17 protein-coding genes are annotated in these 20,516 nt (G+C 66.8%); 4 read left to right on the top strand and 13 right to left on the bottom strand.

What is annotated here, in order from left to right; genetic code table 11:
• The first annotated feature begins 236 nt into the window (after window positions 1–236).
• From GTK09_RS03080 to GTK09_RS03065, 4 genes are all read left to right on the top strand, one after another.
• Window positions 237–725, top strand: coding sequence for a (2Fe-2S)-binding protein (locus GTK09_RS03080; protein WP_163461045.1), 489 nt, complete (start codon window positions 237–239; stop codon window positions 723–725).
• Window positions 722–1,705, top strand: coding sequence for an FAD binding domain-containing protein (locus GTK09_RS03075; RefSeq protein ID WP_163461044.1), 984 nt, complete (start codon window positions 722–724; stop codon window positions 1,703–1,705). Before GTK09_RS03080 ends, GTK09_RS03075 begins: the two co-directional genes overlap by 4 nt.
• Entirely contained in the window at window positions 1,702–4,005 is a 2,304-nt protein-coding gene (locus tag GTK09_RS03070) for a xanthine dehydrogenase family protein molybdopterin-binding subunit (protein ID WP_163461043.1), read from the top strand. Before GTK09_RS03075 ends, GTK09_RS03070 begins: the two co-directional genes overlap by 4 nt.
• Window positions 4,006–4,312: 307 nt before the next feature.
• Complete coding sequence (locus tag GTK09_RS03065; protein ID WP_163461042.1) at window positions 4,313–4,948, top strand: protein-L-isoaspartate(D-aspartate) O-methyltransferase; 636 nt, start codon at window positions 4,313–4,315, stop codon at window positions 4,946–4,948.
• Window positions 4,949–5,124: 176 nt separating this feature from the next.
• Here the strand turns inward: GTK09_RS03065 and GTK09_RS03060 are convergent, their stop codons facing one another.
• The 13 genes from GTK09_RS03060 to GTK09_RS03000 form a co-directional block, all read right to left on the bottom strand.
• Window positions 5,125–7,245, bottom strand: a complete 2,121-nt coding sequence (locus tag GTK09_RS03060) for a catalase (RefSeq protein ID WP_163461041.1) — start codon at window positions 7,243–7,245, stop codon at window positions 5,125–5,127.
• 240 nt (window positions 7,246–7,485) lie between these two features.
• The gene (locus GTK09_RS03055; RefSeq protein ID WP_163461040.1) at window positions 7,486–7,899 is read right to left on the bottom strand and encodes a cytochrome C oxidase subunit IV family protein; all 414 of its coding nucleotides are present in this window, start codon (window positions 7,897–7,899) and stop codon (window positions 7,486–7,488) included.
• Window positions 7,896–8,582, bottom strand: coding sequence for a cytochrome c oxidase subunit 3 (locus GTK09_RS03050; protein ID WP_163461039.1), 687 nt, complete (start codon window positions 8,580–8,582; stop codon window positions 7,896–7,898). Before GTK09_RS03050 ends, GTK09_RS03055 begins: the two co-directional genes overlap by 4 nt.
• Entirely contained in the window at window positions 8,575–10,185 is a 1,611-nt protein-coding gene (gene ctaD / locus GTK09_RS03045; protein WP_246217696.1) for a cytochrome c oxidase subunit I, read from the bottom strand. The genes GTK09_RS03050 and ctaD overlap by 8 nt, the downstream gene beginning before the upstream one ends.
• Window positions 10,186–10,255: 70 nt before the next feature.
• Window positions 10,256–11,200, bottom strand: a complete 945-nt coding sequence (gene coxB, locus GTK09_RS03040; protein WP_163461037.1) for a cytochrome c oxidase subunit II — start codon at window positions 11,198–11,200, stop codon at window positions 10,256–10,258.
• Complete coding sequence (locus tag GTK09_RS03035; protein ID WP_163461036.1) at window positions 11,193–11,984, bottom strand: thioredoxin domain-containing protein; 792 nt, start codon at window positions 11,982–11,984, stop codon at window positions 11,193–11,195. Before GTK09_RS03035 ends, coxB begins: the two co-directional genes overlap by 8 nt.
• Before the next feature lie 47 nt (window positions 11,985–12,031).
• Window positions 12,032–12,610, bottom strand: a complete 579-nt coding sequence (locus GTK09_RS03030; protein ID WP_163461035.1) for a hypothetical protein — start codon at window positions 12,608–12,610, stop codon at window positions 12,032–12,034.
• Window positions 12,607–13,683 (bottom strand): hypothetical protein, encoded by a 1,077-nt coding sequence (locus GTK09_RS03025; RefSeq protein ID WP_163461034.1) that lies wholly within the window; start codon window positions 13,681–13,683, stop codon window positions 12,607–12,609. The genes GTK09_RS03030 and GTK09_RS03025 overlap by 4 nt, the downstream gene beginning before the upstream one ends.
• Window positions 13,680–14,285, bottom strand: a complete 606-nt coding sequence (locus tag GTK09_RS03020) for a c-type cytochrome (protein WP_163461367.1) — start codon at window positions 14,283–14,285, stop codon at window positions 13,680–13,682. Before GTK09_RS03020 ends, GTK09_RS03025 begins: the two co-directional genes overlap by 4 nt.
• Before the next feature lie 344 nt (window positions 14,286–14,629).
• The gene (locus tag GTK09_RS03015) at window positions 14,630–15,181 is read right to left on the bottom strand and encodes a DUF3341 domain-containing protein (protein WP_163461033.1); all 552 of its coding nucleotides are present in this window, start codon (window positions 15,179–15,181) and stop codon (window positions 14,630–14,632) included.
• Complete coding sequence (gene nrfD, locus GTK09_RS03010) at window positions 15,178–16,566, bottom strand: NrfD/PsrC family molybdoenzyme membrane anchor subunit (RefSeq protein ID WP_246217677.1); 1,389 nt, start codon at window positions 16,564–16,566, stop codon at window positions 15,178–15,180. The genes GTK09_RS03015 and nrfD overlap by 4 nt, the downstream gene beginning before the upstream one ends.
• Window positions 16,563–19,568 (bottom strand): 4Fe-4S dicluster domain-containing protein, encoded by a 3,006-nt coding sequence (locus GTK09_RS03005; RefSeq protein ID WP_163461032.1) that lies wholly within the window; start codon window positions 19,566–19,568, stop codon window positions 16,563–16,565. Before GTK09_RS03005 ends, nrfD begins: the two co-directional genes overlap by 4 nt.
• Entirely contained in the window at window positions 19,565–20,221 is a 657-nt protein-coding gene (locus tag GTK09_RS03000) for a cytochrome c3 family protein (protein ID WP_163461031.1), read from the bottom strand. The genes GTK09_RS03005 and GTK09_RS03000 overlap by 4 nt, the downstream gene beginning before the upstream one ends.
• Window positions 20,222–20,516 lie beyond the last annotated feature (295 nt).

The raw sequence follows: 20,516 nt of genomic DNA, 5'->3' as shown, positions 1-20,516 counted from the left end.
CTTCGGCAATGCCTGATTCCGATTCTTCCCTGAAATTCTTCCAGACGGGACTTGAACCCGCTGGCGCGGCACTTACTTCGGCGTTAACCGGAGGACCCTCCGTTTAAGATGGGGTCGCCGGTGGATCATCGCATTCCGCCGCCGTTCTGTCACCGCGCTTTGATCGCGGGCGGGACGGTCCGGCCCATTCCGCTTGTTCTGCGAAATGCTTTCGGCCTGTTCGAAGGAGCCTGCTCATGGCGAGCTTGAGATCGATGGAATTGGAAATCAACGGCGCGCAATACGCCCTCACGATCGAACCGCGGGTGACGCTGCTCGACGCGCTGCGCGAGAATCTAGGGCTGACCGGCACCAAGAAAGGCTGCGACCAGGGCCAGTGCGGCGCCTGCACCGTGCATGTCGACGGCGAGCGCGTGCTCGCCTGCCTGACGCTCGCCGTCCAGGCGGAGGGACGATCGATCAGGACGATCGAGGGTCTGGCCTCCAAGGACGACACGCTCGACGCCGTCCAGCAGGCCTTCATCGAGGAGGACGCCTTCCAGTGCGGCTACTGCACGCCGGGCCAGATCATGTCCGCCGTCGCCTGCATCCGCGAGGGCCACGCCGGATCCGACGCCGAGATCCGAGAATTCATGGCGGGAAATCTCTGCCGTTGCGGCGCCTATAACGGCATCGTCGCGGCTGTCCGCAAGGCGGCGCAAAGGATCCAAGGAGCGGCGGCGTGAACGATTTCGATTATCTGCGCGCAACGGCGCTCGATGAGGCTTCGACGCTGGCGAAAACTCCCGGCACGATGTTCCTCGCCGGCGGCACGACGCTGATCGACCTCGCCAAATGCGGCGTCGAAAGGCCTGGGACTCTCGTCGACATCACCCGGCTGCCGGATCTTTCGGCCGTCACCGTGGACGAGGCCGGCGCAACCATCGGGGCGCTGGCGACGATGAGCCGCGTCGCCGTGGATGCTGCCGTCACGGAGCGCTATCCGGCGGTCTCCGAGGCGCTGCTCCTCGCCGCCTCGGCGCAGCTGCGCAACATGGCGACGATCGGCGGCAACCTGATGCAGCGCACCCGCTGCGCCTATTTCCGCGATCCCGCCGGCTATCCCGCCTGCAACAAGCGTATGCCCGGTTCGGGCTGCTCGGCGCTCGAGAACGTCACCCGCGACCACGCCATCCTCGGTACCAGCGACCAGTGCATCGCGCTCTATCCCGGCGATCTCTCCGTCGCGCTGACGGCGCTGGGCGCCACCGTGCGGACGACGAGCCGCGAGATCCCCATTGCCCGGTTCTTCGTCGAGCCCGGCGACCGGCCGGATCGCGAGACCGTGCTGGAGAGAGGCGAGATCGTCACCGCCGTCCACGTTCCGGCATCGGCTGCGGCCGCGAACTCGACCTATCTGAAGGTCCGCGATCGGCAGTCCTACGAATTTGCCGCCGCGAGCGCTGCCGTCGGCCTCGAACTCGAGGAAGACGGTCGGACGATCCGCGACATCCGCGTCGCGCTCGGGGGCGTCGCGACGGTGCCCTGGCGGGCGGAAGCGGTCGAAGCCGCGCTGCGCGGCAGGCGCTTGGGTGAGACGACCATCCGCGAGGCCAGCCGCGCCGCCGTCGAGGGCGCGCGATCCTGGTATGCCAACGGATACAAGATCGAACTCGCCTGCCGGGTCGTCGCCCGGGCGATCATGGAAGTCGGAGGAATCAAATGAGCCTCACCGATAGCCCCGCAAAATACGGCAGCGTCGCCGGCAGCGAAACTGCCTCCGGGCCTCTCGGCCGGGCCGCGCTGAGAGGTGACGGTTCGTTGAAGGTTCGGGGAGCGGCGACCTACGCGCTCGAACAGCCGGTCGAGGGCGTGCTTCACTGCGTCCTCGTCCAGTCGACCATCGGGGCGGGACGCGTCGCCGCGATCGACAGGAGCGCGGCGGAGGCAGCGCCTGGCGTGCGCCTGGTGCTCGATGCCGGGAACTCGCTCACGCTTGCGCCGATGCCGGACTTCTTCGGCAACACCCCGCCGGGGGACAGCTACGTTCCGTTCGCGCGCGAGATCAGCTTCAACGGCGAACTGATCGCGGCCGTGGTCGCCGATACGCTGGAGCAGGCGCGTGCCGCCGCCGCGCTGCTCGAGGTCACCTACGAAGAAGCGCGGAGCGTTCCGACCTTCTCCGACCCACGGGCCGGCGAGGGGCGCGCCGTCGACGCCATGACCAAGGAATGGGGCGAGCCGGATGCAGCTTTCGCCGAAGCGCCGGTCCGCATCGAGGCGACCTACGAGACGCCGCGCGAATACAACCTGCCGATCGAGCCGCATGGGCTGATCGTTCATTTCGAGGCGGACGACCGCCTGACGATCTACGAGCCGACCCAATGGGTCGACGGCACGGCGCGCAACTATGCCGGCTGGTTCGGCCTTTCCTTCGACGCCGTGCGGATCGTCTCGCCTTTCATCGGCGGCGGTTTCGGTTCGAAGGCGCAGGGGCTGCCCCATTCGGCTGCTGCCGCAATCGCCGCGAAGATGCTCGGCCGGCCGGTCAAACTCGCAGTGACGCGGCCGCAGACCTTCACCGCCTATGGCGGGCGCCCGGCGACACGCCAGACGCTGCGACTGGGCGCTGCGGCGGACGGGCGCCTGCTTGCGCTCGATCATGACGCCGCCAGCGAGACGTCGGTCACCGGCACCTTCACCGAGACCCTCGGCATTGTCACCAAGATGATGTACGCGGTGCCGAATCTCAGTTCTCGGCAGAATGTCGTGCCGGTCAACACCGTGCTGCCGGGCCCGTTTCGCGCGCCCGGCAAGAACCCCAGCGCCTTCGCGTTCGAATGCGCGGTGGACGAACTGGCGGTCGAACTCGGCATGGATCCGGTCGATCTGCGCCGCGTGAATGAGCCGGACCACGACTTCGAAACAGGCAAGCCCTGGTCCTCGCGCCGGCTTCTGAAGTGCTACGACGTCGCCGGCGAAGCCTTCGGCTGGGCCGGCCGCAACCCCGCGCCGCGATCGATGCGCGAGGGCCGCCAGCTGATCGGCTGGGGCATGGCGGTCGGCACCCACCCGGTCTATGCCGCGCCCGGCGAGGCGACGGTTCGGCTGCTCGCGAACGGCTCGGTGGAAGTCTCGTCGAGCGCCATCGACATGGGCACGGGCACCTATACGATCCTCGCCCAGACCGCCGCCGATGTCCTCGGCGTTCCGGTCGAGAAGGTCACGGTCAGGCTCGGCGATTCCCGCCTCGGCCGGGCACCGGTGGCGGGCGGCTCGCAGCTCGCCAATCTGATGACGGCGGCCGTCCACAAGACGGCGCTGGCTGCGCGGGACGAACTGGTCACCCTCGGCCTCACCGACCCAAACTCGCCGCTGCGCGATCAGGCGAACACGCTCACCGTTGCGGACGGACGGATCGGGGCCTCGCGCGGCGGGGCTATTTCGGTCGGCGAGCTTTTGGCAGCGACGGGCCGCGATCATCTCGAAGTGACGCGCGACACGCTGCCCGAGGCCGACCGGACGCCGGAAGAGCGCCAGCGCATGTTCTCGACGCTTGCCGGCCGCGGGGCGCTGCCGGATTTGCCGGTCTCGCGCCATTCCTTCTGCGCCCATTTCATCGAGGTGCGCGTCGACGAGGACTTCGGCACGATCCGCGTCTCCCGTGTCGTCACCGCGTTCGATGCCGGCCGGCTCTACAATCCGAAATTGGCCGAGAGCCAGTTCAAGGGCGGCATCGTCATGGGCATCGGCATGGCGCTCTTGGAAGAGGGCGTCACCGATCCCCGTAACGGCCGGATCCTCTCGTCGAACCTTGCCGACTACCGTATCGCGACGAATGCCGACGTGCCGGAGATCACCACCATCTCGGTCGGCGAGCCGGACTATGACGCGACGCCGCTGGGCGGCAAGGCGGTGGGCGAACTCTCCATCGTCGGCGTCGCTCCGGCGATCGCCAATGCGGTCTACCACGCGACCGGAAGGCGCGTCCGTAGCCTGCCGATCAAGCTGGACGACCTGCTCTGACTTAAGGAGCGAGCGGGCGGGTAGTGTTTCGCCTGTGACGAAGACTCCCTTTCGTGCGGTGCACTTCCTGCCTGCCGCTCAGACGCCGTCGCCGCCGGGTGGCGGCGTTTTCGCATCCGTCATAGGTGTTCGCAACGCGCTGCCTCCTTGCTCGGCGACGTCGCTGCTGGCAACCTTGCGGCCAGTCGAATGAATGCCGTCGGATCGCCAGGCGCCAGGCGCGAGTCATTTGCGCGGGGCTCCGGATCCACCAAAGGAGCGAGGCGGCCGGCCCTCTCGATCCGGCCGTCCCACCGGGGAAGCGAACATGCCCGACTTTCGGCCGGCCCGGGATCAAATGGTCGATCTCATCGCGTCGCGCGGCGTTGGCGACGACCGCACCCTCGCGGCGATGCGCGCGGTGCCGCGCGAGATGTTCTTGCCGTCGCACATGCAGGACGTCGCCCATGAGGACGCGCCGCTGTCGATCGGCGAAGGACAGACCATTTCCCAGCCAACGATCGTCGCCATGATGATCGAGGCGGCCGGAATCGGGCCGCAGGCAAGCGTGCTGGAGGTCGGCGCCGGCTCGGGCTACGCCGTCGCCGTTCTTAGCCGCATCGCCCGGAAGGTCTACGGCATCGAGCGCCACCGCTCTCTGGGAGAGGCGGCGGCCGAACGGCTGGCGCGCCTCGGCTATACGAATGCCGAGATCCGCGTCGGCGACGGGTCGAAGGGCTGGCCGGAGGCGGCACCCTTCGACGCGATCATCGTCTCGGCGGCGGCGGCCAAGGTGCCGGAGGGAATCCGGCGGCAACTCATCATCGGCGGCCGGCTGATCGTGCCGGTCGACGAAAGCATCGCGGGCCAGGCCCTGCAGCGGATCACGCGCCGGGGCGACGACGATTTCGACGTCGAAACCCTGGCGAAGGTGCAGTTTGTCCCGTTGATCGGGGAGGGATGAGGCGCGGGGTTTTGCCTGCTTCTGTCACGGAGAGATTCTCCGGGAGGCGAGCTGCACGTGTTTCGTCGGTGGGATGCGCGCGAGCCGGCGGCCCGCGCGCTTCGTTTCGGTTGAACCATCCCACGCGCCGCCTGCCGAACGCGGCGAAACGGCATCGTGGTGCGGAGAAAGCCGCCTCAGACGGCCTTCACCATGGCCTCGCGCGGCCAGTGGCGGAGCTTGCGGCATAGTTCGACGAAGCTGGCCGCCTCGCTCGCAGCGCCGAGCTTCACGCAGCCTTCGTCCATGTCGGCGGCGATGCCGGCCTTTTCTAACAGCGGCATGGCTTGCGGCGAATAGGCGATGAACTTGCAGTGGGCGAAGGCGTCGGTGACGAAGTCCTTCGCCGTCGGCTCCTTGGCGAGCATCGCCGCACCTTCGGCGGACAGGAGCACCGCCACCGCGTCGAACAGCACAGACGGGCCGCCGTCGACCTTTTCGTCGCCCTTGACCGTCGATCCATCGGACGCCGTCACGCCGCCGATCATCGGGGCGACGATCTTGACCATCGCGCCCTCCGCCTCGGCGGCCTTCTTCAGACCGGCGAGAAGGCCGGCATCCACACCGTCGGAGACGAGAACGCCGATCTTGCGGCCCTTGAAGCTCTCCGGTCCGTTGAGGAGGATCGAGAGCGCCGGGGAGGCGGCGAGATCCATCCTGGTCGGCATGGCCGCCGGTGCCGGCTCCGGCATCGCCTCGAGCCTGAGGCCCTTCGCGACGGTCTTGGCGAGGTCCTCGTCGATGTTAAGGAGATGCGAGACGACGCGGGCGCGGATCGCCGGGGTTTCGACCTTGGACAATTCGAAGGTCAGCGCCAGCGCCATGTGGCCCTGTTCGGTCTCGGTCTGGGAGACGTAGAACTGCCGGGCCTGGCTGTAGTGGTCGGCGAAGCTTTCAGGACGGATGCGGCGCTTCGCGCCGCTTATCTCCTCGGGATAGCTCTTGAAGCCGCGCACCGGATCCTCGCGCGGGCCGCCCATCTCGCCGCCCCAGGAATTCGGCTCGTAGTTGGCCCGGCCCTTCGGGTTGTGCATCGCCATGTGGCCGTCCTGCTGGAAGTTGCAAGCAGGCGAGTTGCGCGGCGCGTTGACCGGGATGTGGGTGAAGTTCGGCGAACCGAGGCGCTTCAGCTGGGTGTCGAGATAGGAGAAGTTCCGGCCCTGCAGCAGCGGATCGTTGGTGTGGTCGATGCCGGGCACGAGGTTGGCGGTGTGATAGGCGACCTGCTCGGTCTCGGCGAAGAAGTTGTCGACGCAGCGGTTGAGAACCATCTTGCCGACGCGCTTCACCGGCAGGATCTCTTCGGGGATGATCTTCGTCGCGTCGAGGATGTCGAAGTCGAACTTGTCGGCAAATTCCTCGTCAAAGAGCTGGAAGCCGAGCTCCCACTCCGGATAATCGCCCATCTGGATCGCGTCCCACATGTCGCGGCGATGGAAGTCCGGGTCAGCGCCGTTGATCTTCAGCGCCTCGTTCCAGACCACCGACTGCATGCCCTGCTTGGGCTTCCAGTGGAACTTGACGAAGGTCGACTTGCCCTCGGCGTTGATGAAGCGGAAGGTGTGGATGCCGAAGCCTTCCATGAAGCGCAGCGAGCGCGGGATGGTGCGGTCCGACATGATCCACATCACCATCGCCATGGCTTCCGGCGTCAGCGACATGTAGTCCCAGAAATTGTCATGGGCGGTCTGCGCCTGGGGGAAGCCGCGGTCCGGCTCCTGCTTGGCGGCGTGGATGAGGTCAGGGAACTTGATGGCGTCCTGGATGAAGAAGATCGGGATGTTGTTCCCGACGAGATCCCAGTTGCCCTCCCTGGTATAGAATTTCACGGCAAAGCCGCGCACGTCGCGGGCGAGATCGGGCGAGCCCTTGTTGCCGGCCACCGTCGAGAAGCGGACAAAGACGGGGGTCTGCTCGCCGGCGCGCTGGAAAAGGTCGGCGGAGGTGATGTCCCACAGGGATTCGTAGGGCTCGAAATAGCCGTGGGCGCCGAAGCCGCGCGCATGGACAACGCGCTCGGGAATGCGCTCGTGGTCGAACTTGAAGATCTTCTCGCGAAAGTGCTGGTCTTCGAGGAGAGACGGGCCGCGCGCGCCGGCCTTCAGCGTGTTCTGGTCGTCGGCGACCGGCACGCCCTGCTGCGTCGTCAGCGTCGGCACGTCGCCGCCTGCCACCTGATGGACTTCGCCGCCTTGACCGCGCTGGAATTCGACGTCGCCGAACTTTGCCGTCGGCCGTTTCTCGAAATCATTGGCCATGTTCTGCCCCTTCGCGATTGTACGTGGCGTGTTGATCCAGGCCGGTCCGCGTGGGACGACCTTGTCTAGCCTGGAACTGTTCGAAGCGCCGGGCTGTTCCGCGCGAAATTGCCGGAACATGGAGCCGCAAGTTGTCGCCTCCGGGCTCGGTAGGACCCAGCAGCCCCGAAGCGTACGGGTTTAGAACGATTTTCGTTCACGCATGCCCCATCGAGGCGCAGCCGAGGCTACGGCGCAATTTTAGTTTGCTGCCTCTGCTTCGGTTTCAGCCTGCCTCGGCGTCTGGATCGAGGAGCCGATTTCGCCCGGGCGTGTCAGGTAGTCGGCCATCGTCAGGCCGAACAGGATGGCCAGCCAGACGACGCCCGCAAGGCTTGCCAGCGTCATCACCGCCATGGCGCTGCGCAGATGCATGAAGAAGATCATGACGAGCGCCGCCATGACGACGGCGATGGCGAGACAGGCGAGGATGGCAAGGCCGCCAAAGGCGCTCCAGAAGGCGACGAGCACGGACGTCGCGGCGAGGGCGAAGAGAGCGACGAAGACCCCGAGTTCCGGCATCAGCGGCGGGAGAAGCGCCTTGCGGTCGGCGGCGTTCCTGACGTCCGCAGTCAGCAGGTCCTCGTCGTTCCGATGCTGCGTGGCGTGGCTCATGTCGCCCGTCCCATCAGATAGAGCAACGGCCAGATGAACAGCCACATCAGGTCGACGAAACCCCAATAGAGGCCGGCGATGCGCACCCGCGAATTGTCGGTGAGGGAGAAGCTGCGGCGCCACGCCTGGAACAGGATGACACCCCAGGTGCCGAGGCCGACGAGGATGTGGATGGCGTGCAGGCCGGTCATCATCCAGTAGAGCGACCAGAACAGCTTGGCCGGCGGCGCGGCGAGGGGAAAGTCCGGGCTCGTCGGGTAGAGGTGGTGGCCGAAGTCGAGCCAGTATTCGTAGCCCTTGGCTCCGAGGAAGACGACGCCGAGGCCGATGGTGACAGCGATCAGCAGCATGACGCTTCGCCGCATGTCGTTGCCGGCCGCCTTCACCGCCAGCGCCGCAGAAAGGCCGCTGGTCAGAAGCAGCGCCGTGTTGATCGTGCCGATGACGACCTCGGTCTCGGCAGCAGCTTCGAGGAAGCCGTCGGGATAGAGCACGGCATAGACGAGATAGGCGGCGAAGAGCCCGCCGAAGAACAGGATCTCGGTCGCCAGGAAGATCCACAGGCCGAGATCGGCCGCCGCGTGCTGCTGGCGCAGATCGTGGAAGTGGGATGCGAGGGCTGGGCTGGAGGCGGCGGTCCCGCCCCGGGTCCTGCCGATGGTCGCCGCCTCGACGTCAGTCATCTGAGACCTCCCGCCGCGGTTCCTGCGCCGGATGGTAGTCGTAGACCGAACCTTCGATCTTCGGGTTGGTCAGGAAATTGTGCTTCGGCGGCGGGGAATCGGTCTGCCATTCGAGGCCGCTCGCCCGCCATGGGTTGGACGGCGCGCGCTTGCCCCAGATCAGCGACCAGACGAGATAGAAGAGCGGCATCAGATAGGCGGCGGCAAGGATGACGGCGCCGGCCGAGGAGAGGACGTGCCAGACCTGGAAGGCGTCCGGATAGGCGTGATAGCGCCGCGGCATGCCGATATTGCCGAGGATGTATTGCGGAAAGAAGGTCAAGTTGAAGCCGAAGAACATGAGCAGGGCGGCGATCTGCGCGGCGATCTCGGGATAGAGCCGGCCCGTGATCTTCGGCCACCAGAAATGCAGGCCGGCGAAGAAGGCCGACACCATGCCGCCGACCATGATGTAGTGGAAATGGGCGACGACGAAGTAGGTGTCGTGGAGATGCAGGTCGACCGGCACCGAGGCGAGGAACAGCCCCGTCAGCCCGCCCATGGTGAACAGGCCGACGAAGCCCATGGCATAGAGCATCGAGGCCTCGAAGGTGATCTGCCCCCGGAACATGGTGGCGATCCAGTTGAACACCTTGATGGCCGATGGCACGGCGACGATGAAGGACAGGAAGGAGAAGGTGAGCGAGGCGTACATCGACTGGCCCGAGGTGAACATGTGGTGGCCCCAGACGAAGAAGCCGATCACCGCGATGGCGAGAAGCGCGTAGACCATCGCCGCATAGCCGAAGACCCGGCGCCGCGAAAAGCAGGTGATGACCTCCGTGACGACGCCCATCCCCGGCAGGATCATGATGTAGACCGCCGGGTGGGAATAGAACCAGAAGAGGTGCTGGAAGAGGATGGGATCGCCGCCGCGGTTCGGATCGAAGATGCCGAGGCCGAGTAGCCGCTCGGTGATCAGCAGCGTCAGCACCATGGCGAGGACCGGCGTCGACAGGAGCATGATCAGGCTGGTCGCATAGATCGACCAGACGAACAGCGGCATGCGGAACCAGCCCATGCCGGGCGGGCGCATCGTATGGACGGTGACGATCATGTTGACGCCGGTGGCGATCGTCGAAAAGCCCGAGATGAAGACGCCGATCGCCGTCAGCGAGACGTGGGAGTTGGCGAAGGCGGTCGAATAGGGGGTGTAGAAGGTCCAGCCGGTATCGACGCCGCCCGCCAGCATCGCCCAGACGGCGAAGGCTCCGCCAATGATGTTGAGATACCAGGACATCAGGTTGAGGCGCGGAAAGGCGAGATCCTTCGCCCCCAGCATCAGCGGCACGAGGAAGTTGCCGAGCACCGACGGGATGACCGGCACGAGGAAGAACCAGACCATCACCACGCCATGCAGGGTGAAGACCTTGTTGTAGCCGTCGTCGGTCAGGAGATCGCCGGCCGGGGTAAACAGCTCAAGCCGGATCAGCGTCGCGGCAGCGCCGCCGATGAAGAAGAACAGCGTCGTCGAGATCAGGTAGAGGATGCCGATCCGCTTGTGGTCGGTCGTGGTCAGCCACGACCAGATGGAGAATCTCTCGCCGAGATAGCTCTCCTCCATGATGCGCCAGCCGGGCTTTTCGCCCTCGACGTCGACGTCTCTGTAGGGGATGTCGCTCATGTTCGTCCCCTCATCGGGCCGTCTCGGTTTCGGCGAGACTGCGGATATAGGCGGTGAGGCTCACCAGTTCGCCCTCGGAGAGGGCGCCGGCGAAGCTCGGCATGATCGGCTCGAAGCCGGCGACGACGTCGCGCTTCGGCTGCAGGATGGAATCGCGGATGTATTCGTCGTCGGCAGTGATCATGCGGCCGTCGGACAGCGGAACCTGCGACCCATAGACGCCCGCCAGCCGCGGCGCCCGGACCTTCGACGAGCCGTAGTGGCAGCCGGCGCAGCCCTTGGCAACGAACAGTTTCTTGCCGTCTTCCTGGAGATCGTCGCCTTCTGGCTGGCGCGTCAGCCAGTCGGCATAGTCCTCCTTGGCCATCACCACGACCCGGCCGATCATCGCCGAATGCTGCGTGCCGCAATATTCGGCGCAGAACAGCCGGTAGGTGCCGATCTTCTCGGTATGAAAGCGCATGCGCGTCGTGTGGCCCGGCACCACGTCCTGCTTCAGCCGGAAGGCCGGCACGTAGAAGGAGTGGATGACGTCCTGGCTGTTGAGGACGAGTTCGACCGTCTCTTCGGCCGGCACGTGCAGCTCGTTGATCTCGCGCTGGCCGCTGGGATGTTCGGCCTTCCACATCCACTGCTTGCCGACGACGTGGATCTCGACCGAATTGGCCGGCGGCACGGCGAGGGCGAAGTCCTGCGAGGCGGCCCAGGCGAAGATCGCGACGAAGAGGCCGACGGTCGCCAGCGTCCAGACGGTTTCGAGGTCGCGGGCGAACCAGTTCGGCAGCCGGTCCCGGCTGGCCTTGGAACCGCGGCGATAGCGCACGGCGAAGAGCCCGATGAGGCTCGCCACCAGGAGCGTGATCAGGCCCGAGATGACCAGCAGGCCGAGGAGCTTGCCGTCGGTCGAGACGGCCGCCGAGGAGGCGGCGGGAAGGACGATTTCGACTTCACCCATGGCGGCCTCCCGGCAGGGTCTGCTCCTGCTGGCCGGCCTGCTTGCGCCGCTCGCGCAGGAGCATGAAGCCGACGAAGCCGGCGGCGGCGGCGGCGGTGCCCGAGCAACCGATCATCAAAATTCGGTCGATCAGCGGCTTGTAGCGGCCGGTCTCGGCGTCCCAGCCGTAGCAAGAGAGGATCGCCCGCTCGACGAAGCTGCCGGCGGAGCCGTTCGAAGCCTCGATCAGCGCCGAGCGCAGGGTGTCCGGCTCGAGCGAGACGAGATCGAGGGCGCGCAGGATGCGGCCATTCGTGTCGACGAGGAGCGCGCCGGCCGGATGGGCGAACTGGTCGTGCTCGAGGTCGTAGATGGTCCTGAGGCCGGCCGCTTCGACCAGACGCTCAGTCGTCGTTGGATCGGCGGTGACGAAGGCGGCCTTTCCGAGCGTCGCCGCCTCGGGGTTGCGGGCGAGCCAGGCGTCGCGGTCCGCCGCCAAGTCTCGGGCGTCGAAGCCGACGACGAGGGTTCGGTGGTCAAGCGCGCCGGTCTCGACAAGGGCCTCCTCCGAGCCGGCGAGGACGTTTGCCGCAACGCCGCAGATGGTCGTGCAGGTGAAGTCGACGAAGGCGACGAGGCCGGGCCGGCCACCGAGCCGTTCACCGAGCGTGCGGGCATCGCCTTGCGCATCGCCGAGCATCGCATCGAGCGGCAGGGTGCGGCCGGCCGTCGGGAAAAAGCCGACCGACGACAGCTCGTCGCGGGTGAGGCCGGCGACTGCGGGAGCGGCGGCGAGGGCGGACATGGCAATGGCTGCGAACAGGGAAGGCAGTCTGCGGAGCTGGCGAGGCGTCATCGAACAACCCCCGAATTTTCTTCCGGTGGCGGCTGGTAGTTCGGCGTTCCATCGAAGGCGTCGGTGGGAACACGAGTCGCTTCGCCGAGACCGGGCTGGCCGGGGGGCGGAGCGCCCTCGATCTGCGGGCTCATCGCCCCCGTGCGGGCGCCGGCGTCGAAAGTCACGCCTCCGGAAGGACTCTGCGCCGTCTGGGCCTTCATCGCCCTCAGGCCGGCTCCGTCGGGCACGTCGCTCTCCGGCAGGAGGGGGGCGTAAGGATCCGGCCGGCTAGCGACGAGGCGCATCGCCTCGTTGATCGGGACATTCGCCGACTGCGTCAGCTGGGCGATGCCGGCGGCGTTCGAGCGGTCGAGATCGATCTTCGGCACGACCTGCAAGCGGGGGCGTGGGAACCCCGTCACCGCCTGGGGGCTGGTATTGTTCGGCAGATAGCCGAGCATGTACCAGAAGGCGAAGCCGAGTAGCGACATGACGGTGATCGCGATGGCAAAGGCGAGGGCAACCGCCGCGACGATCGGACGAGCCGAAACGTCGGGGCTCAACTGTTCCGGCGTCGGGGCTTCGCCGCTCATGGCGCGACCTCCGGCTTCGAGTTCTCAGACGCGGATCGGGGCGCGATGGCCGCCACGGTCAGAAACAGCATGAGGCCGATGGCACCGACAACGGCGGCGAGGACGAATAGGCCCGTCATCCAGTCGCGGAAGGGCGGGGCGAATTCGAAGAAGACGAAGAGCGCGACGAAGGCCAACGCGCAGTCGGCCGCGATCTTCGTATAGGCCGCATCGTGGCGGAGCGAGGTTCGGCTGAGGATCGCGAAGGCCGAAGCGGCGAGGAGGGAGGCGAGGATCGCCACGGCCTGCCAGGGAAACTCGCTGCGCAGGACGTAGTAGGCGACTTTTTCGGGCAGGTTTCCCGACCATTGCACCAGGAACTGCATGAACTGCATGTAGACGAGGCCGAGAATCGCCACGAGCAGCAGCTTGGCGAGATCGTCGCGCGGGCCGGGCGAGCCGCCGGCGTCGGTGGCGACGAGGAGGGATAGGGCAAGGGCGATCTGGGTGATGGCGAACATCGCGCCGAAGGTGGTCGACGACCAGTGCGGCTCCAGCGACATGATCCAGTCGATCGAGGCGAATTGGACGCTGATCGCATAGAAGGCGATCGACAGGCCGCTGGCGAGCCGGCCTTGGGGGCCGAAGCCCGCCGCCAGGACGGCGATCGCCGACCAGCCGAGAAGAATGACGATCGCCCGGACGCCGAAGAACACGGGGTTGAGGTAGAGCGCGGCGACGTCGGGTTTTTCGGCGAGGCCTGAGCCGTCCGCCCAGGGCCAGACCAGCGGCTGCACGAGGATGACGACGAAACCGAGGATGGCGAGGAACGGGACGGTGGCGGCCAGCCCTTCGAAAGCCGGCCGAGCGGCCTCGCCCCAGCAGCCGCGGGTCAGCCTATGAGTGTGGACGAGGATGCTGGCGCCCATGCCGGCGGAGATCGCGACGATCCAGCCTGCGACATAGGCTCTCGCGACGGCGGCGGGAAAGACCAGGGCCAGCGCGACGAACAGGAGCGCGATCAGCCCGAACAGCCGCAGCGAAACCGGGGTGTTGGCGCCGAGATTGCGCTGGATCCAGGCCGACGGGTTCATCGCGCGCCCTCCCGGTTGCTGGATGGTGCATCATCATCGCCTGCTTCGGGAGTGCCTTGCGCACCATTCGCAGGGATTGCCGCCGCGACGTCCCGCGGCGCGCCGGTCTGGGAGACCTGCAGGGCGCGGATATAGGCGGCGATGGCCCAGCGGTCGCGTGGCTCGACGCGGGCGGCGTAGGGGTACATCACCCCCCAGCCATGGGTGATGACGTCGACGAAATGCTGTGAATCGGCGGAAAGCAGCCGCGGCTCCATGTAGGAGGGTGGCTGCGGAAAGCCGCGCTGGACGATGATGCCGTCGCCGTGGCCGGCGAGGCCATGGCAGGGCGTGCAGTAGATTTCGTACTGCTCGCGCCCACGCCGCAGCAGCGCTTCGTCGACGGGCGGGCGGTCTGCGAGCGCGGCGATGCGGGCGGGTTCGTTACGCGACACCGTGCCGAAGGGGATCTCGCGCGCTACAGCATTGTCGGGAAAGGCCGCGGCGGTGGAATAGGTCTTCAGCTTCGGCTGCGTCTCCATGCTCTGCTGCTCGCAGGCGGACAGCAAGGCGGGGGCGAGCACGGCGAGCACGGCGGAGGCTAGCCGGGGGACGGCGGACATGGCGGCGATGGCGAGCGGTGCGTCGGTGACTGCCGAGACGTTGGGGGCGGGCGAGCGCCTCCCGCGTCCACTTTCGGCGGCTTGGCCGGATGAGGCCGTGCCATCCACGCGGCCGTCATTCTCGGGCCCCGTCCCGAGAATCCAGGAATCGTCGGGCACCCATTGCGGCTCGTGGCAACGGCATCGTGGCATGGAAGGTTGCGGCAACCGCCCCTGGATTCTCGGGACGGGGCCCGAGAATGACGAAGCGGCTAGGCGAGTGCCCATCCTGAAGTGTCGGGCAAAAGCGGGCCAGCGCCGTCTCCGGGCATTGCAAAGCCGCCCTTCAATCGTCATCCGCCACCTCATGCCACCCGCTCCCGGACCGTCAGGGCGCCATGGTGGCGGAGGAGATCGCTCAAGGCGCGATCGACGACCGGGTCCGATGTGCTGACGGGATCGAGCTCGACCTCCAGCATGAAGCGGTCGTCGCTGGCCCTCTCGATGCCGTCCCAGTCGAAGACCGGATTGTAAAGCCTGCCGAGGCGGCCGGTGACGACGAGGGTGACGAAGCCGCCGATCGCCGCGGACAGGACGGTGATCTCGAAGGTCGTCAACATGAAGGTCGGCCAGGCATTGTAGGGGCGGCCGCCCGAGTTGAACGGATAGGCCTCCACCGACGACCAATATTGCAGGAAGAACATCAGCGCCGCGCCGACCGCCGCTGCAGCGACCATGACGGTGCGCACCGGCGAGGGGCGGGCACCTTGGGCCGCGGCAATCTCGTCGAGGTCGGGGATGGAGTAGGGCGTGTAGGTCTCGAAGCGCCGGCCTTTCTGCGCCGACGCCATCGCCCGGACGGCGTCCGTCAGCGCGTCGGCGGTGGAGAATTCGGCGAAGAGCATCCGGGGCTTCATCGCGCCGCGCCCTCCTTGTGGGCGAGTTCGCGGATCTCATGGATCGTGGCGGTCGGGATGACCTTGGCGAAGACGAAGAACAGGAAGCAGAACAGGCCGAAGCTGCCGAGAAACAGCGACCAGTCCCAGAAGGTCGGCGTGTAGCTGGAATCGGTGGCTGGCAGGAAGCCGTGGCTCAGCGTGTTCATGTTGATCAGGATGCGTTCCAGCCACATGCCGAGATTGATCAGGACGCCAGCGATGAAGAGGATCACCAGATTGCGCCGGCAGAGGCGAAACCAGAAGAGCTGCGGCACGGCGCCGTTGCAGGCCAGCATCAGCCAGTAGAGCCACCAGTACTGCCCGGTGAACTGGGCGACGACATGGGCACGGTCGACCTCGTTGCCGAGATACCAGGCGTTGAACCACTCGAATGAATAGGAAAATGTCATTACCAACCCGCCGAACAGCATGATCTTGGCCATGGCGTCGAGATGGTTGCGGGTGATGATCGCCTCGAGGCCGAGGCCCCAGCGGATCGGGATCGTCAGGGTGACCACCATGGCGAAGCCCGAGAACATCGCGCCGACGACGAAATAGGGCGGGAAGATCGTTTCCTGCCAACCGGGCATCAGCGTCGCGGCATAGTCGAGCCCGACGACGGAATGGATCGAGATGACCAGTGGCACGCCGAGGGCCGCCATGGCGTAGTAATAGGCGTTAAAGGCCCGCCACTGCCGGGACGAGCCGGTCCAGCCGAGGGCGAAGAGACCGTAGGCGACCTTGACGAACCTAGTCTTCGCTCGGTCGCGCAGGGTGGCGAGGTCGGGGATCAGCCCGGTGTACCAGAACAGCAGCGAAAACAGGATGTAGCAGGCGATCGCGAACATGTCCCAGACGAGCGGCGAGCGCCACTGCGGCCAGAGATCCATGGTGTTCGGATAGGGCGTCATGAAATGGACGAGCCAGGGCCGGCCGACATGCAAGAGCGGGAACAGGCCGGCGATCGAGGCCGCGAACAGCGTCATCGCCTCGGCATAGCGGTTGATCGAGGCGCGCCACTTCTGCCGGGTGAGGAGCAGCATCGAGGAGATCAGCGTGCCGGCATTGCCGATGCCGATCCACCAGACGTAGTTGGCGACGGCATAGCCCCAGACGACGTCGGAATTGATGCCCCAGATGCCGACGCCTTCGGCAAGCAGCACCCAGATCGAGACGAAGAGCAGGACGACGCCGAGAAACGACACGCCGACCAGCGCCATCCACAGCCGCGTCGGCTTGGCGAAGACGGCGCCGGCCACCTCGTCGGTGATCGAGCGGTATCCCATCTCCGCCGGCATCAGGCCGTCGCGGGTGCGGCCGTGCTCGGCGATCAGGTCGCGGCCGGAGAGGGACGTCTCGCTCATCCGCCCTCCCGGTCTTCGGAGATGCGGTTGGTCACCTTGGCGAGATAGGTGGTGCGCGGCCGTGTGCCGAGTTCTTCCAGGAGCGCGTAGTGATGGGGTTCGCGCCGGAGCGCGTTGACGCTCGATCCGGATTCGGAAAGATTGCCGAAGCTGATCGCCTTGGTCGGACAGGCCTGCTGGCAGGCGGTGACGACCTCGCCCTCCGCGATCGTCCCGTCCTCACGGATCGCCTCTCGCCTGGCGCCGGAGATTCGCTGGACGCAGTAGGTGCACTTCTCCATGACGCCGCGGGCCCGCACCGTGACGTCGGGATTGTGGACGGCATGGACCATGGGATCACCAAGATCGGCGAATTCCTGGCCGTTGTTATAGGCGAAGAAGTTGAAGCGGCGGACCTTGTAGGGGCAGTTGGCCTGGCAGTCGCGCGTGCCGATGCAGCGGTTGTAGACCTGGACGTTGAGGCCCTCGCTGTCGTGGATCGCCGCGCCGACCGGGCACATCGGCTCGCAGGGCGCCTTTTCGCAATGCATGCAGGGGACCGGTTGCGAGGCGGTGGAAATGGCTTCGTCGTCGCCGGTGTAATAGGTGTCGATGCGCAGCCAGTGCATGTCGCGGCCGCGGCGGATCTCCGCCGGCCCCACCACCGGCACGTTGTTCTCCGCCTGGCAGGCGACGACGCAGGCCGAGCAGTTGATGCAGGCGGTCTGGTCGATCACCATCGCCCATTCGTAGGGGCCGTGCGGGAACTCCGGATAGAGCGTCGGCGGGACCTCGGCCTCGTTCGAAAGTTCCGTGGCGGCGAGGTCCGACAGAGCGACTTCCCGGACGATCTCGCGGCCGTGCATCTGGTGGGTGTGCTGGGTGAGGGCGAGTTCCACCGAGGCGCCGGTGACGCTCACCTCGACGGCACGCATCCACAGGGCGTCGGTCGTTCGCAAGGGACCGACGTCGGCGCCGATGCCGCGGGCGACCGAGCCGAAGCGGCGGCCATAGCCGAGAGTGAGGCCGATGGTGCCGCGGGCGATGCCGGGCACGGCGATGACGGGAATCAGCACCGGCCGAGACACCGTATCGCCCGAGCCCGCCACAGTGATCGAGACGAGCGCGCCGTCGGCGACGCCGAGCGCCTCGATGTCCCTCGGGTTCATCGCCGCCGCGTTGCCCCAGACTTCCTTGGTGATCGGCCGGGGAAGCTCCTGCAGCCAGGCATTGTTGGAAAAGCGGCCGTCCCAGACTGAGGGGTCGGGCAGGAAGACAGCCTCGAAGGCGCCGGCTTCCGGCGTTTCGGTAAGAGCCGGCGCCACAGGCGCGGCGGAAAGGGCAGGGGCTCGGCCCGTTTCGGTCTCGGTGCCCAAGATCGTGCCGCGCGCCAGAACGGTCCGCCAGAAGGTCTCGAAATCGCCGGCGTCGTCAGCACCTGCTGCGCCGGCCACCGGTCCAGCACCGGGACCAGTTCCTCCGCCGATCTCGCCAGAGTCGAAGCGCTCGCGCCAGTTGGCCAGCAGGATCTCGTGGCCAGAGCGGTTCACCTGGCCGCCGATCGCGGCGAGGACGGAGAGGGGCGAATGGCCTTCGTAGAGCGGCGAGACGAGGGGCTGGACGATCGAGGCGAGGCCCGTCGCCGTGCGGCCGTCGCTCCATTCCTCCAGCGGATGCAGCTGCGGCACGTGCCACAGGCATTGCTCGCTGGTTTCGTCCTCGTAGAGCGAATGATGAACCGTGAACGGCACCTTCTGCAGGGCGTCTTCGAAGGCAATGTCGGCGGGGGCCGAATAGATCGGATTGACGCCGAGGACGAAGAGGTCGGAGACCGCGCCGGCCGCCATCGCCGCAGTCAGTTCAGCCAAAGACTGGAGCTTCGATTCCAACAGCCTCGGCGGCAGGATCGAGACCGTTTCGCCGAGCGAGCCGAGATGGGCGTTGACCCGGTGGGCGAGGGCATGGACCGCCGGTGGCTGGGCCTCACCGACCGTCAGGAGGGCACTTCCGCGGGCCGCTTGCAAGGCCCTGGCGGCGACGTTCGCGAAGCGCGTCTCGCGCGCGTCCAAATCGACCACCGGCCCGGTCCCCGGAAGGCCAAGTCGTCCCGCGATGGCGGAGGCGAGGGCGGGAATGCGGCTGCGCCGGCAGGCGAGGCGCTCGTCGGCGGTGCCGCCCGTTGCCGTCAGCACCGGTTCGGCGACGAGGAGCGGCGCCATGGTCGTCGAGCCCGCGCGGACCCGCCGCCTGTCGATCACCCCGCGCGACAGCCGCACCTGCTCGGGGCCGGGGCCGAGAATGTCGTGGTCGAGGCAGACGAAGGCGCTCGCCCGGCCCGTCACGAGATGCACGCGGCCAGGCGCGCCGAAGGCCACCTCGACGCCCTGTCGCTGGTTCTCGCGGGAGATCGGCTCGAAGACGGAGATGCGCATCTTCGGATAGTCGCGCTGCAGGCTGTGCAGCAGCCGTTCGGCCGTCGGCGAACTGTTCTCGCCGACGATCAGCGCCAGGCCCTCGCCGCCTGTCCGGGACCATTCGGCGCGGCGCGCGACGACGGCTTGGAGGAAGGCGTCGTAGGTGGAGAATTCTCCCGCGCGCCGCACCAGCGAGGCGCGGCCGGGGTCATAGAGCGACAGCACCATCGCCTGGTGGAAGGCGTCGGTGGAGCCGAGTGAATTTGGATGGTCGGGATTGCCCTCGATCTTGGTCGGCCGGCCCTCGTAGCTTTCGGCCAGAAGCCCCGTGGCGACGCCATTGAGGTCGAAGGCGGTGGCGAAATATTGCGGCTGGCCGGCGACGAGACCTTCCGGCATCTCGACGTAGGGGACGATCTCCTCGTGCGGCGCGTCGCAGGCAGCCAGCGGCAGGGCGGCCGAAAGACCGAGGAATTTGAGCACGGAGCGGCGGTCGAAACCCTCCCGGGCGACCTTGAGAAGCTCGCCGTCCTCGACCGGCAAGAGACCGGCCGTCTTGCCGACCATGGCCTCGCGGGTCCGATAAGGGGCGGCGTTCGCGGTGCTCATCGGTGGCACACGGAGCAGTCGGTGAGATGGTCGGGGCGAATGCCGTAATGCTTCAGCAGGGTGGCGCCTTTCTCCTCCTGGTCGGCCGGCTTCTGCCAGGCCGTGTCGAAGATCTCGCTCTCCGGCCGAAGGTTCTTGGCCGGATCGCGGTGGCAATCGAGACACCAGCTCATCGACAGCGGCTCAGCTTTGGCGATCAGCGGCATGTCGGCGACGTCGCCGTGGCAGGAGGAGCAGCCGATGCCGTTGGTGACGTGCACCGAATGGTCGAAATAGACGTAGTCGGCGAGGTCATGGACGCGCTGCCAGTGGATCGGCGTGTTGGTCGCGAGGCTGACGCGGACCGGCGCCAGCATCTCGGCATTCGTCCAGAGCTGCGAATGGCAGGTCATGCAGGTCTCGGTGGGCGGCACGCCGGCAAAGGCCGCCTTTTCGACCTGGGTGTGGCAATAGCGGCAGTCGAGGCCGAGTTCGCCCGCATGATGGCGATGGGAGAAGGGAACCGGTTGCTGAACGTAATTGCCGACATCGGTGTAGTAGCTCGATCGGACATAGGCGTAGGCCGAGATCGCCGCGAAGGCGATGGTGCCAGCAATTCCGACGAGGGCGACGGGCAGGAGCAGATTTGCGCGCTGCCGGAAGATCTGCGCCAAGCCCCGCCCCCCTTAGCTCTCTCACAAGTTCGGCCATCGAAGCAAAGTTGTAGGCCATGGGATCAGACGGGCAACCGTAAGCGACGCTGTCTTCTGGATCGTTTCCAGTCGTTGGAACACAATTTCGCCCAGTTCGTCACCAGCGAAGAGGGCGGATGACCTGTCTCACGGGCGGTGCGGCCCGTGCGGCCGAGATCGCCGCTTGCGAACTGTGTTGAAAGGACGGAAGGGCTCCGGGTCCATCGCCGCACGCCAGCCATATGGGAAGGCGTGACCCCTCATGATGCAAGGGCTG

The sequence above is a fragment of the Jiella pacifica genome (assembly GCF_010500815.1).
GTDB lineage: Bacteria > Pseudomonadota > Alphaproteobacteria > Rhizobiales > Rhizobiaceae > Jiella > Jiella pacifica.
The sequence above is the reverse complement of the archived record's forward strand: the minus strand, read 5'-3'. Positions and strand labels throughout refer to the sequence as shown.

What these genes read in the sequence shown, in the direction of transcription:
- GTK09_RS03055 (WP_163461040.1), bottom strand. Translation starts at nt 7,899, where the DNA reads ATGAGCCACGCCACGCAGCATCGGAACGACGAGGACCTGCTGACTGCG.
- GTK09_RS03060 (WP_163461041.1), bottom strand. Translation starts at nt 7,245, where the DNA reads ATGGCCAATGATTTCGAGAAACGGCCGACGGCAAAGTTCGGCGACGTC.
- GTK09_RS03020 (WP_163461367.1), bottom strand. Translation starts at nt 14,285, where the DNA reads ATGTCCGCCGTCCCCCGGCTAGCCTCCGCCGTGCTCGCCGTGCTCGCC.
- GTK09_RS03080 (WP_163461045.1), top strand. Translation starts at nt 237, where the DNA reads ATGGCGAGCTTGAGATCGATGGAATTGGAAATCAACGGCGCGCAATAC.
- ctaD (WP_246217696.1), bottom strand. Translation starts at nt 10,185, where the DNA reads ATGGAGGAGAGCTATCTCGGCGAGAGATTCTCCATCTGGTCGTGGCTG.
- GTK09_RS03005 (WP_163461032.1), bottom strand. Translation starts at nt 19,568, where the DNA reads ATGAGCACCGCGAACGCCGCCCCTTATCGGACCCGCGAGGCCATGGTC.
- GTK09_RS03030 (WP_163461035.1), bottom strand. Translation starts at nt 12,610, where the DNA reads ATGAGCGGCGAAGCCCCGACGCCGGAACAGTTGAGCCCCGACGTTTCG.
- GTK09_RS03035 (WP_163461036.1), bottom strand. Translation starts at nt 11,984, where the DNA reads ATGTCCGCCCTCGCCGCCGCTCCCGCAGTCGCCGGCCTCACCCGCGAC.
- GTK09_RS03050 (WP_163461039.1), bottom strand. Translation starts at nt 8,582, where the DNA reads ATGACTGACGTCGAGGCGGCGACCATCGGCAGGACCCGGGGCGGGACC.
- coxB (WP_163461037.1), bottom strand. Translation starts at nt 11,200, where the DNA reads ATGGGTGAAGTCGAAATCGTCCTTCCCGCCGCCTCCTCGGCGGCCGTC.
- GTK09_RS03070 (WP_163461043.1), top strand. Translation starts at nt 1,702, where the DNA reads ATGAGCCTCACCGATAGCCCCGCAAAATACGGCAGCGTCGCCGGCAGC.
- GTK09_RS03015 (WP_163461033.1), bottom strand. Translation starts at nt 15,181, where the DNA reads ATGAAGCCCCGGATGCTCTTCGCCGAATTCTCCACCGCCGACGCGCTG.
- GTK09_RS03025 (WP_163461034.1), bottom strand. Translation starts at nt 13,683, where the DNA reads ATGAACCCGTCGGCCTGGATCCAGCGCAATCTCGGCGCCAACACCCCG.
- nrfD (WP_246217677.1), bottom strand. Translation starts at nt 16,566, where the DNA reads ATGAGCGAGACGTCCCTCTCCGGCCGCGACCTGATCGCCGAGCACGGC.
- GTK09_RS03065 (WP_163461042.1), top strand. Translation starts at nt 4,313, where the DNA reads ATGCCCGACTTTCGGCCGGCCCGGGATCAAATGGTCGATCTCATCGCG.